Source organism: Faecalibacterium sp. Marseille-Q4164, assembly GCF_017377545.1.
GTDB classification, from domain to species: Bacteria; Bacillota; Clostridia; order Oscillospirales; family Ruminococcaceae; genus Faecalibacterium; species Faecalibacterium duncaniae.
In genome coordinates this window covers 112,669-128,702 of sequence record NZ_JAFREJ010000002.1, presented here as the reverse complement: position 1 = coordinate 128,702, position 16,034 = coordinate 112,669, and the positions used below count along the sequence as shown (strand labels likewise).

The following is a 16,034-nucleotide window of genomic DNA, read 5'->3' as shown; positions in this document are numbered from 1 at the left end:
GCAGCGTGAACCTGGCTCTCCTGTTAGGAGAGCTGGCGCAAAGCGCCGGAGAGGTTCTTCGCCAATGCTCTTGTGCTCAGATTTTCCTCCGCGCCGCTCAATTTCTCGTTGAACCGCGCGATCTGCATCTGGGCCGCCGTCAGCTTCTGTGCCAGCGTGCCGTTCTGCCGCACCCTCTGGCGCACTTTTTCGATGCCCTCAAAGTCCATCATCTCCAGTGCCGCCAGGGCCGCGTCGGCATTCTGGGGTGCAAAGAAACCCAGCTGGTAGCACTCCTTCGCCGTTTCATTCTGGGAAAGGCGGCTGAAGGTGGATTTCTTCTCGGCGCTCACCACGATATCAAACACCGGTTCCCGGCTTCCCAGCTCCACGCCGCCCATCAACCCCATGGGGCGGGCACGCAGCGCTGCCCCGGAAAAGGGCACGAACTCCCTGCCTCCGGCAGGCCCGATGACACGGAACACCCGCTCCTCATCGTAAAACTGCCGCATCAGGTCAATGATGAGGTAGCACTCCCTTGCAAAGGCCCGGTAGGCGCTCTTGAGCATATCGCGGGAGAGTTTGCTGCCCGCCTCCTGCAGGGCCGCAATGGCACTTGCCGCCGTCACGCCGCCTGCGGTGCCGCCCTGGGTCATATCCCGGTTTCCGCTGATCTCCTTCAGCTCCTCAATGCGGCTGTTGCGGTAGCTCAGGCTGTTCCCCTGCAAACCGGCGGTCTGCAACGGGCGGAAACTCTCGTCTCCCAGCCGTCCGGCCACATGGACGATGTCCCGGCTGAGATCCGCCAGTTCCTCCTCGTTCACGCCCGCCGTGTCGCTGAGCACATACCGCTGCTTGGATGCCAGCAGGACATTTTCATCCATAGCATGGTTCATCCTGTCGATGGCGGTCTGGCATTCCTTCATCACATCGATATAGCCAAAGCCCGCCGGGCTGTCCTCCTCCATAAACAGCGGGTCGAACACGAAGGGATATTTCCCGTGGTCGTAGAAGCCCCGCCCGGCAAGGGCCGGGTCGTTCTCGCTGGCGTAGAGCACCACGCCGTTGCAGAACTTGCAGTAGTGGAGCAGGGTGTGTCCGGCCTCGTCCGGCTTTTTGTAGTACCAGTCCACCACCACGCTTTTTTCGGTGGTGTCCAGCCCGCCGTCGTGGAGAAAACGGGGCACATCCAGCACACTGGCGCTGTGGCCCTTCAGCTGGGGCCAGCGGTTTTCCAGCTGTTTGGTGTTTTCCATGCTCAGGGAGAAAAAGTGGGGCGAGGCCTGGATATCCGCCACGCCCGGCTCCCAGTAGAGCATGAGCAGGTTCATGGGCCGGATGGCGATCTCTCCCACGCCGCCCCGGGCCTCCGGGTCCCAGAACACGCCCTTGACCCCGGTGCCCTGCTTGAGCTTGCGCCACCAGGTGTCGCTGTACACCTGCTCATAGTCTGCCTGCTCCAGCACCACCGGCAGGATGCTGGAAAGCACCTGTGCGGTCTGCGCATCGTCTGCTGCCCGGGGCAGAACGTTGGGGGCCGGGTAATTGTCCATGGCATCGGCGTGCTTGTTGGCAATGCTGTTGAACAGCCACCCACTGGCAGGCTGGGGCTTGCCCTCCATCATGGGGTTCTGGTAGTTCTTCCAGTGTCCCATCCGGAACCACAGCTCGTTGTCCACAATGCGTTTGTCCAGCGCGGCTTTTCCGGCCTTGTATTTCTGTAAAATGGCAGTGGCTTCGGCCACCTGCTCTATACCGATCACGTCCATAATATTTTCCAAGTTTACCTCCTTGCTGCCTCTCAGGCAGGTTTCGTCTTTGTCCAACCTCTCCGTCATTGCTTCGCAATGCCACCTCTCCTAATAGGAGAGGCCTTGGCAGTCCCCGCAAAGTTCCCGGTTTCGCCAGAGGCTCCCCTACTAGGGGAGCTGTCGAGCGTATGCGAGACTGAGAGGTTGTACAGAGCAGAGCCTTTCCATAGCTACACCCTATACACCCTCGCCCTCCGGTGCAGCTCCAGCGGGTCGTCCCCCACCGGAGGCTGCACGGTCTGCCGGGGCGGGGAGATGGGATTTTCCATCAGCACATAGCGGCACTCGTCATAGATATGGTCCTCCTGCCGGGTGTCGATGTCCTCCACATTGCTCTCGTCATAGACCAGGTTCGGGAGGGTGCGGATGAAGTGCCTGCAGGTGTTGAACACCTGAAACATGGGCCGCCCCTCCCCATCGAACGCCAGCCGGTAGTGGAACTGCATCTTCCCCGCCAGCCGGGTGTGGTCACCGGGGACCCAGTGGAGAAAATGGGGGCCCCGCTCCATCATGGCGGCAATGCTCTCGCCCCGGCTCTCATCAAAGATAGCGGGGTCAGCCACCCCCAGAATGGTGCGGCCCTTGAGCATCGGGTCGTTCTGCTCCACCTCCCGGATCCGCCTTGCCTGCTCCACCGGATCGATGCGCAGGCCCTCGTTGGGGCGGCCCGTGCAGCCGTACAGCTCCTTGATGCGGTAAAGCCTGCCCTCCTCATCCGCCGCGTACCACCCCACCGAGAACGGCTTCGAGAAACCGAAATCGTACCCCCGGTAGATCTTCCAGTGTCTGGGGATGGCAAAGGGCGCAATGACATGGGTCCAGCGCTGGTCCTGATAATGCCCCGGGTCGTTCCTCCACTCGGTGAACACCTGCCCCGAAAAGCTGTCCCAGCTGCCATAGAGCAGGGCCTGCTTTTCTGCCTCGGGCAGGCTTGCCAGACTGGCAAGGTAGTCCGGGTCATTTTCCAGCAGAGCGGGGTTGTCGAACACGCTGGACGGGATAAACACCCTTGCCCGCTCCAGCACTTTCTCGGTTCCGTCCGGCATCCGCACCGGGAACTGTTCCACAATGGGGGTGCCGGGCGGGGCAGGCGTGATGAACCGTGCTTTCACCCAGCCGTGCCCCACACCGCCGGGATTGGTGGTGGCCCGCAGGTAGACCCGGGTGCCCGGGCCGGTAGGGCGGTTGCGGCTCATCATATAGCTGTACTCTTCCCACTCGAAATGGGTCAGCTCATCGAACCCGATGAAGTCGAAGGCCTTGCCCTGATAATTTGTGCGGTCCTTGGTGTACTGCATGGAACCAAAGTAGATCTTTGCCCCGCTGGGGAACACCCACACATGGCTGGTGGCGTTGTACTGCGCCGTGGGAAAAGCCCGCTTGTAGTAGGCCATGCTCTTGTCCACCAGATCACTGAGCTGGGGGTAGGTCTTGCGCAGGATGAGCCCCCGATAGTGGGGGATGTGCACCTGCCGCAGGGCCTCGATCACCAGCGCGTCACTCTTGCCGCCACCTGCCGCGCCCCCGTACAGGGCTTCCGGTTCCGGGCGGCGCATGAACTCCGCCTGCCGGGGCTGGGGCCGCCATACGATCTCTGCATTCATACGTCCTCCACGGCTGGCAGAAGCACCACACCGCACGCCCGGGCCTCGGCATCCGCCCCCTGATCGTTCAGGGTCTTGGCCACCGCGGCCAGATCCTTCAGCACCGCCGTAGCCTCCTTGAGCCCCTTCATCAGGGCGGGGTCAGAGCCATCGCCACGCTGGACCTTCTGCCGGGCGTTCAGTTCCTTGACCTCCTGTGCCAGCATGGTGCTCAGGGTGTCGGTGGCCTTGTGCAGGCTGGCAAGGCTCTTGTCCCTGCCCGGCTGTTTTGCTTGCGCCATCCTGTGTTCTCACATCCTTTCTGTTTGGCTTGGCACAAGGATACCAGCTTTTCGTCCCCTGCAACAGCGCGCACTTTTGCAAGGCCGTTTTGTACTTTTAGCGTCATAGAATCCCATCTGTATAAAATAATCTTTCATTTTTCATCGCTGTATCGCGCCGTGCGGAAATCTCCGTTTTTCTCCCGGATTTTCCATGCGCAGGCACATCAGGTGCGTGAAGTACCTTTTGCGCAAAAAAGCAGGCACTCCGCCCGCCCCGTCCGGGGCAAAGGCAGAGTGCCTGCTTTCGTTACAGATTCAGTTTCAGTTCTGCTTACAGGGTCTCGATGCGGTCAAACAGCTGCTTGCCTGCTTCCACAGCGTCCTTGCTGCCAAAGGCCACACGGGTGGCGTTTGCCATCCGGTCTGCAAGGTCTGCAGCCTGTGCCCGGATCGTTTCAGCTGTCACACTGCACATGGCCTTGCGGTCCGCGGCCAGCATGGCATCGGTGATGCCGCAGAAGTACCGGCGGTCCAGCTCCTTGGCCTCAGCGTTGGACTTTTTGGGCGAATCCATCTCGGACACCGCGCCCACGATGAACTCGGTCAGGTCTTTTTCGGTGTACTCCCGGCCTGCCAGCACCTCGGGGGCCTTGGCAAAGGTCTCGTAGCTCTCGGTCAGGTGGGGGTCACGGTAGGTGTACAGTCCCTCGGTCTGGGCACGGGTCAGCATTCCGGTGCCGTAAGCGCCGCCCACCTCACGGATGTTGTGCCACAGGTATTCGTAGCTCATAATGCGGGCCAGCACCCGGCGGTCGGCCTGCCGCTCCATGGGCCAGGTCAGGATATCATAGTTCACGCCGCCGTCAATGATAAAGGCCTCGTTCACGGGGGCAGTCAGCACCTCTGTGTAGGGCTTGGCAGCGGTGCGGCCCTGGGCAGCAAAGGCACTGCCGGGCAGCAGGGCACGCAGCTTTTCCAGCGCTTCCTCGCTGCCATGCAGGCTGACGGTCAGGGCTGCATGGTTCAGCACCTTTTCCCGCACCGCTTCCAGCTTTTTGCCCATGGCGGCCCAGTCGGCCTGTTCCAGCAGGCCGCACAGGAAGTGGTACCCGGTCACGCCGCTGCACCGCTCACTCAGGGCATACTCCACTGAGTAGTGGGCGGCGGCACGCACGGCAGCGTACTGGTTGCCCTGCCGGATGAACTGCTGCTCCATGTTCAGCTTCTGCTGGCTCAGCACCCGGGCAAAGGCTTCCTCGGCCTTGGGGCCGGTCAGGCAGGTCTTGTAGAGATACTCACTGCCCAGCGCAATGGCCTTGTCCAGATTCCGCTCCAACAGGCTCATGTTCCAGGTGAGCTTTGCGTGGCAGGGGCTGCCCTCCTGCCGCCCGGTCCAGAAGCTGATGCAGGCCGTGCTGTTGCCCAGCCAGGTGGCGCGCTGGGTCTGCAGCTCCCGGGCAGTGTGCTCCGGGGTATCCAGCTCGTCCAGAATATCGGTCAGCAAGTCAAGATACTGCACCTCTTCCGGGGTGCACTCGCCCAGGTCGTAGTAGAAATTCAGATACAGGCTGCCCTTGGAGGGGTGGTGCAGCAGCTCCGCACCGGCCAGCGGTTCCACCGTACCGGCAGCGCTCCTGTCACCATCGCCCAGGTCGGCCACGGTCAGCGGATGGTCCAGCACCAGCTTGCCGTCGTTGCGGGCAGGGGCAGCATCCTCTTCGTCCTTCTTGGGCAGGGCCGGGGTCTGGATCACCTGCACCGGCTCGGCCAGCAGCAGATCCTTCAGCAGGTCGTTGAACCAGCCGGTGGAAAGCTTCTCCCGCAGGGAAGCAAACAGTTTGTCGGTGTGGAGCAGCAGGGCCGGGTCTCCGGTGTGGAGCCAGCCGGTGGCGGCATAGATGGCATCCAGCACACCGTCGGGCAGGCTGCCCGGGCGCTCCAGGGAGGCAAACTCCATGGCGTTCAGGCTGGCCAGCAGCAGTTCCTCGGGGATGCCCCCTGCCAGCAGGTCGGTCACAGCCTGTTTCACGCCAGCTGCAAATTTGGGGGCAGTCTCTGCGGTGGCCCCCCGCAGCACCAGCTCCAGCGTGGGCTGCAGGGTGCTGTCGTCAAAGCCAATGTCGATATCCGCGCCCAGCTTCTGCTCCAGCAGAGCTGCCTTCAGCGGGGACTGGTTGGTGCCCAGCAGGGCATCCAGCAGGATCTCCACGCCCAGCTGGCGCTCTCGGTCAGCAAACGCGCCGGTGTACCAGGCCAGCGCACACTGCACCTGATCCGGCTCGGGTTTTTCGGTGTAGTACGGGATGTGCACACGCACACCGTTCTGCTGGTCCTGCACCGTCAGCCGGGGGCGGCTGGTGCCCTTGGGCATCCTGCTCAGATAGTGCTCATCCAGAAACGCCAGCTTCTCGGCCATATCCATCTTGCCGTACAGGGTGATGCAGCAGTTGTCGGCGCTGTAATGGCGGCGGTACACCCGCTGGTATTTTTCATAGGTCAGGGCCGGGATGGAGGCCGGGTCGCCGCCGGACACAAAGCCGTAGGCCGTATCCGGGAACATGGCCCGCTCCAGCGCGTTCTGCAGCTGCGCGTCCGGGGAGGCCAGCGCACCCTGCATCTCATTGTAGACCACACCGCTCACCGTGCCGTCCGCGTCCCGGTGCCAGCCCTCCTGCTCGAACACGGCCTTGTCCACCATGGCCAGCGGGCAGAACACGGCGTTCAGGTACACGTCCATCAGGTTCCTGAAGTCGGTCTCGTTGGGGGTGGCAAAGGGATACACCGTCTTGTCCGGGAAGGTCATGGCGTTCAGGAAGGAGGCCATACTGCTCTTGAGCAGCTGCAAAAAAGGCGAGTTCACGGGGTACTTCTCGCTGCCCGCCAGCACCGAGTGCTCCAGAATGTGGAACACACCGGTGTCGTCGGAGGGGAAGGTGCCGAAGCCGATGCCGAACGCCTTGTTGGTGTCCTCGTTCTCCACCAGCAGGACAGTGGCCCCGCTCACATCGTGGTTCAGAACCGTCAGCACACCGTGCTGCTCCGGGCAGTCCTCGCGGCGCACCAGCGTATAACCGGGATAGTTCATGTTGTTTCTCCTTTGGGTCATATTTTTTCAAAGTGTTTGGCCCTATTGTACCACGCCTTCCGGTAAGACGCAACGAACAAAAAAGCCCTCCCAAAGGGAAGGCTCTTGCGGTTAAACCCCACCGTCATCCCTGCGGGATGCCACCGCCCCTGATAGGGGCGGCCTTGGCAAAGAGGTCAGGCTTTGCGAAATGCCAAGGGCCCCACTACTAGGGGGGCTGTCACCGCAGGTGACTGGGGGGTTCAATTCACTTTTGATCCGACACCCGGAACAGCACGAATCCCACAATGAACAGCACGATCAGGCTGCCCACGCCCACATTGGCGCTGCCGGTCAGCTGGCTGCCCACACTGACGATCATGGTGCCCAGAAAGGATGCGCCCTTGCCGCAGATATCGAACAGGCCGAAGTACTCGCCCGATTTTTCCGGCGGGATGATCTTGGCAAAATGGCTCCGGCTCAGCGCCTGGATGCCGCCCTGGAACATGCCCACCACAACGGCCAGCACCCAGAACTGCCACTGGTGCTTCAGGAAAAAGGCAAACAGCGCAATGCCCGCGTAGGCTGCGATGCAGACCGGGATGAGGGTGCCTGAGGGGTATTGCCCGCTCAGCCGCCCGAACACCAGTGCCGAGGGGAAGGCCACGATCTGAGTGACCAACAGCGCCAGCAGCAGGCCGGTGGTGTCCAGCCCCAGGGCCGTGCCGTAGGCCGTGGCCATATCGATGATGGTGTACACACCATCGATGTAGCAGAAAAAGGCCAGCAGGAACCAGAATACCTGCCTGTCCTCTTTCAGGTGGCGGAGGGTGTGGCCGATGCGGGCAAAGCTCTGCTGGATGGCATGTTCCTGCACCTCCACAAAGTGCACCTGCTTATACTGGCGCAGCAGGGGCAGGGTGGTCACCAGCCACCAGACGGCGGTGATAAAGAGGGCAAGGTTCAGCGCCGTCATCTGGGAGATACCGATGCTCCCGGCCCCCAGCACCAGCGCCAGACAGACCACAAAGGGCACACAGCTGCCAATGTAGCCCCAGGCATAGCCTTTGGAGGAAACCTCATCCATCCGGTCCGGCACAGTCACATCGCTGAGCATGGAGTCATAGAACACCAGACTGCCCGAAAAGCCCACCTTGGCAAAGATGAAGATGAGCAGGAACGGCAGCCAGGTGCTTGCCATCCCCATGGCGCAGCAGCCGATCACACCCACTGCCACGCAGAAGGTGAAGATGGGCTTTTTGAAGTTGCGGGTATCGGCCAGTGTGCCAAGGATCGGGCTGAGCACCGCCGTGATGACCGTGACCGCCGAGGCGGCATAGCCCCAGTAGGCCAGATACTCCACCGAGCTCAAGCCGCCCCCCTCAGCCAGTGCGTTGAAGAAGATGGGGATCAGCGTTGCCACCAGCAGCACAAACGCCGAGTTGCCCACATCGTATAAAATCCACGCCCGTTCCAGGCTGGTCAGGCGAAATTTTTGCTTTGCTTCGTTCATTTGCATTCCTCTCAAAATTCTCCGAAGGTGTGGTCATAGGCCTTGTCCAGCGGTGCGCCGTTGGAGAGCCCTTCCACATATTCCGTGATGAGCCGCACTGCCAGCGGGAGAGCCTGCTGATACAGCGCTTCCAGCTCTTTGTCGCTGGCCTCGCACCGGGGATTGGGCTGGAGGTTCGCCACCAGCCCGTGCATGACATCATAGGTACCTGCCGCTTTCAGGGCCGTCAACACCACCCAGCGCTTGACCGGGCTGGTAGCCTGCAGCAGATGGTGCACCCGCACCATGCCCCGCATGGCCCCGTAGGTCTCGTCTGCCGTGACATTTTCGTAGAACGGCGCAATGATCTTTGCAAACTCCCGGTTGGGGCGGATATGCCCTGCCGTGAAAAAGTGCATCGGGTCAAGCCCGTCCTCCCGCATCAGCTGGTTGTCAAACTCCGTCTCGATCTCGCAGTGGCTCACACCGCTTTCCCGGGTGTAGCGCTCCACATAGGGGTGGCAGGTGCTGTCCAGTGCAAAGTGGCAGACGAACCCCAGCGCATAGGCCAACGCAGCATTCTTGTTGCGGGCCGTGTTCACCACGCCCCGGGCCCGGGTAAAGAACACTCGGCCCGGCTGCTCGTGCATGGCGTTGCCCAGCCGGTTCACGGGGTTGGACTGCAAAGCCCGGTAGTAGAACATCAGGTCAGGCCCGTGCAGGCCCATATCATACAGCGGCCGGTACGGGGTGATCTTTTCCCGCAGCTCCCTGGGCAGCTGCACCAGAACATCCGCACCAAAGCGGCGGTGTGCATACGTAGATGGCATATCCTCTCTCCTCCTTTTCGTACCAGAATCAGTATAGCAGAATCCCACCCCCGCCGCCACCCTTCCGGGTCTGATTTGTGTAAAATTTTTGAGATATTTCTCATCACGCCCATTCCATAGCGCAAAAACGCCCCGCCGATCTCCCGGCAGGGCGCTTTCGCAGGGTGGTATTGCAGACCGGTTCGGCCTGTGAAACGTCCGGCAGCCAAAAGCCGCCGGGCGTTTTTGACCCGGCGGCTTTCACCTACTCCAAACGATCAGTCTTTTTTCACCATCATCTTGCTGGCCTTATAGATATCGCCGCAGCCCAGAGTGATGACCAGATCGCCCTCCCGGGCGTTCTGTTTGACCCAGTCAGCGGCAGCCTCCAGGCTGTCCACCAGCACAGAGTTGGGGATCTGCGCCGCCAGCTTTGCGCTGGTAATGGTGGGGTCGTTGGGCTCGCGGCTGCCCATGATGGGGGTGATCACCGTGATATCAGGGATCTTGAACACATCCACAAAGTCGTTGAACAGCATCTTGGTCCGGCTGTATGTAAACGGCTGATGGACTGCGATGACACGATTGTAGCCCAGCTCCTTGGCGGTGTTCAGGGTCGCGCGGATCTCGGTGGGATGGTGGGCGTAGTCGTCCACGACCACCGCGCCGTTGCACTCGCCGTAGACCTCAAAACGGCGGCCTGCTCCCTTGAAGTTCAGGGCAGCGTTGGCGCACTCCTCCACGGTCAGGCCCACAGAGCGGCAGACAGCACACATGGCCAGTGCATTGTAAATGTTGTGGCGGCCCGGCACTGCCAGACGGATGTGGCCCAGCTCATTGGTATCCCACTCCTTCAGATCAAATTCAAAGAAGCCGGGCTTGTACTCCTGTACGTTGACAGCACGGTAATCGGCCGCATTGTCAATGGCAAAGGTGCGCACGCGGCGGTCCAGGGTGTACATGACATCCATGGTGTTCTTATCATCTGCATTGGCAAAGATCATGAAATGGGTCATCAGGGCAAAGCGCTTGAAGGCAAACTTCAGCTCGCCCATGCTGCCGTAATAGTCCAGATGGTCGTTATCGATGTTCAGCACCACGGACATATAGGGGGTCAGCTTGAGGAAGGTCTCGGAGAACTCGCAGGCCTCGATGACGATATCATCGCCCTTGCCGGCCTTGCCGTAGCCGCCGATGAGTGGCAGCTTGCCGCCGATGACTGCAGAGGGATCACGGCCTGCCAGCTCCAGTGCGGTGGTGATCATGGAAGTCGTGGTGGTCTTGCCGTGGGTGCCGGAAACGCAGATGCTGTCCTTGTACAGGCGGCTCACATAGCCCAGCAGAACGCTGCGCTCCACAGTGGGGATGCCATAGGAAGCGGCGGCGTTCAGCTCCACGTTGTCCTTGGCAATGGCGGCAGAGTAGACCACCAGGTCAGAGCCGATCACGTTGTCCGCAGCATGACCCAGGCTGACCTTCACGCCCATCTCCCGCTCCGAGCGGATGATGCTGCCGTCCAGCACATCGCTGCCGGAGATATCATATCCCTTGGCAGTGAGGATCTGGATCAGCGGATACATACCGCTGCCGCCGCAGCCGATGAAGTGGATCTTTTTTACATTATCCAGCAGATGCATGGTATAATCAGTAACGAACATAAGCAGGCAAACCTCCAATAAACAAACGGCCGCAAGGCAGACCGAATCCATCTTAATTCTTGGGTACTACTTATTATATAATTTTTGGCCGACAAAATAAACAGTTCCGAGCGAATTTTCGGAAAGAACCAGAAACTCCGGCACATTTTTGTGACAACTGTACAGATATCCCATGGATTTTCGCCCCTTTTGCACACTTCATAAAAGATTTACATTTTTTATCGGCTTGATAGCTAACAATTTTGAAGTATTTGTGGTATGATAGTGGCGAATTTTGAACTATCACGCTGCCGCCGGACGCGCGGCTGGAAAAGAGGAATCTCATTTTGAACATCAAGATCACTGCGGACAGCACCTGCGATCTGTCCGAAGCGCTGCTCCGGCAGTGGAACATCAGCCTGATCCCCATGCACATCCTCATGGGGGAGGAAAGCTATCTGGACGGCGTTACCATCCACCCCGCCGATGTATTCGCCCATGCCCAGAACGGCGGCAAAATGCCCAAATCCGCCGCCCCCAATCTGGTGGAATACACCGACTTCCTCGCCCCCTTTGCCAGAGACTACGATGCCGTCATCCACATCAATGTCGGCTCCAAATTCTCCTCCTGCTTCCAGAACGCCCGGCTGGCGGCGCAGGAGTTCGGCAACGTCTATGTTGTGGACAGCGAGAATATCTGCACCGGGCAGGGCTATCTCGTCCTGCAGGCAGCCAAGTGGGCCGCTGACGGCCTGCCGCCCAAGAACATTTCCATGCGCTTACAGGGCCTTGCCAAGCGGGTCGAGTTGAGCTTTGTGCTCAACCAGCTAGACTACATGGCCAAAAGCGGCCGCTGCTCCGGCGTGCTGGCCTTCGGGGCCAACATTCTGGGCATCAAGCCCAGCCTGGCCGTCATCGATGGTGAACTGAAAGTCGTGCGGAAATACCGGGGCAGTCTGCCCATCTGCGTGGGCAAGTACATCACCGACCAGCTGGCGAACCGGGAGGACATCGACCGCAGCATGGTGTTCATCTCTTCCACCCAGGCGAAGCCCGGCTGCATGGAGGCCATCAAGGCCGGACTGCGGCAGTACGGCAATTTTGAGAATGTCTACGAGACCGACATCGGCACCACCATCGGCGGCTATTCCGGCCCCGGTACCATCGGCATCGTGTTTGCACGCAAGCAGTAAATTTCTCCCTGCACACAAAAAAGACGCGCTCATCACAGAGCGCGTCTTTTTTGCTTGATATCCGGTTTTCTCAGCTCAGCCGTCCGCTCTCTACCGAGAAGCTCAGGTCGGCCACGGCCATGGTGGATCTGCGATGGGAGACCAGCAGGACGGTCTTTTCCCTGCACTCATCCCGCACGGCCTTGAGGATGATCCCTTCGTTCAGGCTGTCCAGATTGGAGGTAGGCTCGTCCAGCAGGAGAAAGGGTGCATCGTGCAGGAAGGCACGGGCCACACCGATGCGCTGGCGCTCACCGCCGGAGAGTGCACCGCCCAGCTCGCCCACAGGGGTATCATATCCCTTGGGCAAGCTGTTGATAAAGCCATCCAGCGCGGCCTTTCTGCAGGCAGCCTCCACCTCGGCACGGGTGGCATCGCGCCGGGCGATCCGGATGTTGTTTTCTATGGTATCGTCAAACAGCTCCGTTTCCTGGGTCACAAGACTTTCCTGGGCGCGCAGGGCGGCAGTGTTCACGGTGCGGATATCACGTTCACCAAACCGGATGGTGCCGCCGCTCACATCCCAGAAGCGCATGAGCAGCCGCAGAAAGGTGGATTTGCCGCTGCCGGAACGGCCCGTAATGCCCACGATTTTCTTTTCCGGGATGGTCAGGCTCAGGTCGTGGAGCACCTCTTCCCTGGCGTAGGCAAAGCTGACATGCTCAGCCTGTGCACCGGTAAAGACGGTATCAGCGCCGTCGGTCACATCGGCAGTCACGGGGTCCTCGTCCAGCAGGTCAAGAACGCGGTCGGCACTGGCGAACACCTGGGTCAGGCTGGCACCGAGGTTGGCCAGCGCCACCACCGGGCCAAAGGAGCTCAGGGCCGACAGGGTGCAGACCAGCACTCCCTCTGCGCCCAGCTGGCCGTTCTGATACAGCCGGATGCTTACCCCCAGCACAGCCAGCGCCGTCAGCACGATGAGAGTGTTGGCGGCACCCACAGTCACGCCCTCGCGGTACTTCATGGCCTTCTGCTTCTCCCCCAGCGTCTCGCTGTGGGCCGTGATGCCCTCGGCACGCGCGGCGGTGTTCTGGTACTGCAGGATATCCCGCAGACCGCGCAGGCTTTCCAGCAGATAGCTGTTGGTGTCGGCCAGGGCCTGCCGGTACTCGCGGGCGGCTTTGTCGCCCCGTCTGGCAGACCACACCGGCAGAGCAATGCCCACCAGCAGATAGCCTGCCAGCAGCACCAGTGCAGGCAGAATATGATAACTGGCCGTAAAGCAGGTCATGCCGGTCACACAGAGGATCGCGATGCAGACCGGCGAAATGGTGTGGGCATAGAACACCTCCAGCTGCTCGATGTCGGCGGTGATCAGAGAGATCAGGTCGCCCCGGTCACGGCCCTCCAGTTTGGCGGGGGTCAGGCGGCGGAGCGCGCTGAATACCTTATCCCGGATGAGGGCCAGCAGCTTGAAGGCGATATAGTGGTTGGAGGCCTGCTCTGCGTAGCGCAGCACGCCGCGCAGCAGGGCAAAGACAAGGATGCAGACAAAGGCCGTGCTCACGCCTGCCAGCGGGCTGGGCAGGCCTGCCGCCGTGAGCAGGGCAAAGCCGCCGAAGATCGTGATAAAGGTGGCGCAGAAGTGGCCGATGACACCCATGACAATGGCTGCCAGCATGATGGGCAGCATGGGCCGGACCAGCACGATCAGCCGTGCGGCAATGGCAAACGGACTGCGGTGTTTTGTGTTGTTCATGCGCTCACCTCCCCAAGGTCTTCCAGCTGTTTCTGGGCGTTGTACAGGCGGCTGTACACCCCCTGTGCCGCCAGCAGGTCGTTGTGCGTTCCCTGCTCGGCGATGCGGCCTGCCTCCAGCACATAGATGCAGTCGCTGTCTACCACATTGGCCAGACGGTGGGAGATCAGGATCACTGTTTTCTTTCCCGCCAGGCTGTGGATGGCTTTCATGATATCGTTCTCGCTCTCGGCATCCACATTGGAGGTCGCCTCGTCGAACACATAGATGGGTGAATCATGCAGCAGGGCACGGGCCATGGCAAGGCGCTGGCGCTGCCCGCCGGACAGGTTGGAGCCGCCCTCGTGGAGCGCCGTTGCAAGGCCGCTCTGGCTGCGGCAGAAGTCTGCAAGGTTCACCTGCTCCAGCGCCGCCCAGAGCTCGGCTTCGGCTGCATCGGGCCGGGCCATCCGGAGGTTGGCTTCCACCGTGCCCTTGAAGATGGCCGCATTGTGGGGCACCAGTGTCAGCAGGCGCAGGCGGTCGGCCTGCTTCCATTCGCTGACCGGGATGCCGCCCAGCGTGACCTCTCCCTCCGTCGCGGTGCGGGCACCGGACAGGATGGCCGCTATGGTGCTCTTGCCGCAGCCGCTTTCGCCCACCAGCGAGACAAAGCTGCCCTGCGGGATGGTCAGGGACACATCGTGCAGGATGGTGCGCTCCTTCTCGTAACCAAAAGTGACATGCTCCAGCGCAAGGGTGCTGTCGGCCGGGTCGGCGGTCTTTTCACCATCTTCAGGCTCCTGGGCAGAGAGCAGCCTGAAGATCTTCTCAGCCGAAGCCGCGCCATTCATGGCAATGTGGAAGTAGCTGCCCAGCAGGCGCAGGGGCAGGAAGAAATCCGCCGCCAGCAGGAGGATGGTCAGGGCGCTGGTCAGGCTGAGCTGGCCCTTGGCAAAGGCCGATGCCGCGCTGATGATGCCCAGACCCGCACCGCCGTAGGCCATCAGGTCCATCAGGGTCACGCTGTTCAGCTGCATGGTCAACACCTTCATCGTGATCTTGCGGAACCGCTCGGCCTGGGCATTCATCTCCTCGTGCTTCCAACCGTCTGCCTGATAGATCTTCAGGGTGGTCAGGCCCTGGATATTCTCCAGAAAGCTGTCACCCAGGGTGGTGTACTCGCCCCAGTAGTTCGCCAGCAGCTTCTTTGCAAACTTCTGCACCGCCACAATGGACAGGGGGATGAGCGGCACACAGCACAGCAGAAGGATGGCCGAGCGCGCGTGCACGCCCACCAGCAGCACAAACAGGGTCACCGGGGCCAGCAGGCTGTAAAACAGCTGGGGCAGATACTTTGCAAAGTAGGTGTCGATCTGCTCCACACCCTCGCTGGCCAGCATCACGGCTTCACTGGTGGCCACCGTCTCGCTGTAACCGGCCCCCAGCCGGGTGAGCTTTGCATAGATGCTGCTGCGCAGGGTGCGCTTGACATCCTTGGAAGCCCGGTCGCTCATATCGGAGGCGCAGAGGGTAAGGCCATAGCGCACCGGCACAGTCAGCAGGCAGAGCAGCATCCCCTGCCAGAGGGCATTGCCGGTCAGGCTGCCCGCAAACACGCCGCCGATGAGGCGGGATACCGTCATCACCAGCACCACATTGCACAGCATCCCCAGCCACTGGAACAGCACGTTCAGCCCCACATAGTGCAGGGCCTTCCGATCGAAGGAAAGCAGTTTCTTGTTGATCACGAAGCGTTCTCCTTTTCAGATTCATCCGGGCCGAACAGGCGGTCATATTCGCCGGTAAAAGCCCGTTCGGGCAGGGCCGAAGTCAGGGCCAAAGCGGCATTATAGCGTTCCTCCTCGGTCATGTCGATGCGCACGGGCGGAAAATGCGTCAGCACCGTTTCCAGTTGAGCCCTGACCGCCTTTGCCACAAAGATGCCCCGATCGGTCAGATAGATCTTGCCATAGTGTTCCTTCACGATCATGCCCCGATCCATCAGCAGGTTCATAATGCGCACCACGCTGGGCTTGGTCACGTTCAGCTTTTCGGCAATGCTGCGGGAGCAGATATCCAGATGCGTCTGGGAGACCTCATAGATGGCCAGGAGATACCGCAGATGGGCTGCTGTCAGTTCCATAGTATCACTCTCTCCTATAATAATGTAAGCCGCTTCCAGTGTTATCCAAAGCTAACTTTTTTCATTCTAAAAAAGGGCGCGGGCCGATTGGATGTTCGACCCGCGCCCAGCGGTTTTTACTGATCAGTGGCAGCCGCTGCAGCCGCCGCAATTGCCATTGCAGCCGCCTTCGCCGCAGCCCCCACAGCCGCCATGCTTGTGGGAGTGCCATGTGGCCCAGCCCACACCGCCAAACACGATAGCACCTACAATAATGGTAGGCAGATTAAAGTTCGTGGCCAGGAATTCCATCATACAGAACACACCCTTTCAAACT

Annotated in this window: 12 protein-coding genes; 1 reads left to right on the top strand and 11 read right to left on the bottom strand. The window is 60.7% G+C overall.

The window, feature by feature from the left end; translation table 11 throughout:
• Nucleotides 1-23: 23 nt before the first annotated feature.
• The 7 genes from J3352_RS03705 to murC form a co-directional block, all read right to left on the bottom strand.
• A complete protein-coding gene (locus J3352_RS03705; RefSeq protein ID WP_156065671.1) occupies nt 24-1,748 on the bottom strand; it encodes a hypothetical protein in 1,725 nt (574 codons plus the stop codon).
• A 212-nt stretch (nt 1,749-1,960) separates the two neighbouring features.
• Nucleotides 1,961-3,394: a phage terminase large subunit gene (locus J3352_RS03700; protein WP_156065585.1), complete on the bottom strand. Its 1,434-nt coding sequence runs from the start codon at nt 3,392-3,394 to the stop codon at nt 1,961-1,963.
• Complete coding sequence (locus J3352_RS03695) at nt 3,391-3,675, bottom strand: chemotaxis protein (protein ID WP_097770410.1); 285 nt, start codon at nt 3,673-3,675, stop codon at nt 3,391-3,393. The genes J3352_RS03700 and J3352_RS03695 overlap by 4 nt, the downstream gene beginning before the upstream one ends.
• A 313-nt stretch (nt 3,676-3,988) precedes the next feature.
• On the bottom strand, nt 3,989-6,742 hold the full coding sequence (locus J3352_RS03690) for an insulinase family protein (RefSeq protein WP_242699858.1): 2,754 nt from the start codon (nt 6,740-6,742) through the stop codon (nt 3,989-3,991).
• 247 nt (nt 6,743-6,989) lie between these two features.
• A complete protein-coding gene (locus tag J3352_RS03685; RefSeq protein ID WP_156065587.1) occupies nt 6,990-8,240 on the bottom strand; it encodes an MFS transporter in 1,251 nt (416 codons plus the stop codon).
• A gap of 5 nt (nt 8,241-8,245) precedes the next feature.
• Nucleotides 8,246-9,043 carry a zinc dependent phospholipase C family protein gene (locus J3352_RS03680; RefSeq protein WP_005931300.1) on the bottom strand — a complete coding sequence of 266 codons (798 nt, stop codon included), beginning with the start codon at nt 9,041-9,043 and terminating at the stop codon, nt 8,246-8,248.
• 257 nt (nt 9,044-9,300) lie between these two features.
• Nucleotides 9,301-10,680 carry a UDP-N-acetylmuramate--L-alanine ligase gene (gene murC, locus J3352_RS03675; RefSeq protein ID WP_227611466.1) on the bottom strand — a complete coding sequence of 460 codons (1,380 nt, stop codon included), beginning with the start codon at nt 10,678-10,680 and terminating at the stop codon, nt 9,301-9,303.
• A 326-nt stretch (nt 10,681-11,006) separates the two neighbouring features.
• Between murC and J3352_RS03670 the strand changes: the two genes are divergently transcribed.
• The gene (locus J3352_RS03670) at nt 11,007-11,852 is read left to right on the top strand and encodes a DegV family protein (protein WP_097770415.1); all 846 of its coding nucleotides are present in this window, start codon (nt 11,007-11,009) and stop codon (nt 11,850-11,852) included.
• A 70-nt stretch (nt 11,853-11,922) separates the two neighbouring features.
• On the opposite strand, the gene J3352_RS03665 is transcribed toward J3352_RS03670, so the two are convergent.
• The 4 genes from J3352_RS03665 to J3352_RS03650 all read right to left on the bottom strand — a co-directional run bounded on the left by J3352_RS03665 (nt 11,923) and on the right by J3352_RS03650 (nt 16,012).
• Nucleotides 11,923-13,593 carry an amino acid ABC transporter ATP-binding/permease protein gene (locus J3352_RS03665; protein WP_156065589.1) on the bottom strand — a complete coding sequence of 557 codons (1,671 nt, stop codon included), beginning with the start codon at nt 13,591-13,593 and terminating at the stop codon, nt 11,923-11,925.
• Nucleotides 13,590-15,323, bottom strand: coding sequence for an ABC transporter ATP-binding protein/permease (locus J3352_RS03660; RefSeq protein ID WP_156065591.1), 1,734 nt, complete (start codon nt 15,321-15,323; stop codon nt 13,590-13,592). Before J3352_RS03660 ends, J3352_RS03665 begins: the two co-directional genes overlap by 4 nt.
• On the bottom strand, nt 15,320-15,718 hold the full coding sequence (locus J3352_RS03655; protein WP_005931315.1) for a metal-dependent transcriptional regulator: 399 nt from the start codon (nt 15,716-15,718) through the stop codon (nt 15,320-15,322). The genes J3352_RS03660 and J3352_RS03655 overlap by 4 nt, the downstream gene beginning before the upstream one ends.
• 123 nt (nt 15,719-15,841) lie before the next feature.
• Complete coding sequence (locus J3352_RS03650) at nt 15,842-16,012, bottom strand: FeoB-associated Cys-rich membrane protein (protein ID WP_005931317.1); 171 nt, start codon at nt 16,010-16,012, stop codon at nt 15,842-15,844.
• Between the last annotated feature and the right edge of the window lie 22 nt (nt 16,013-16,034).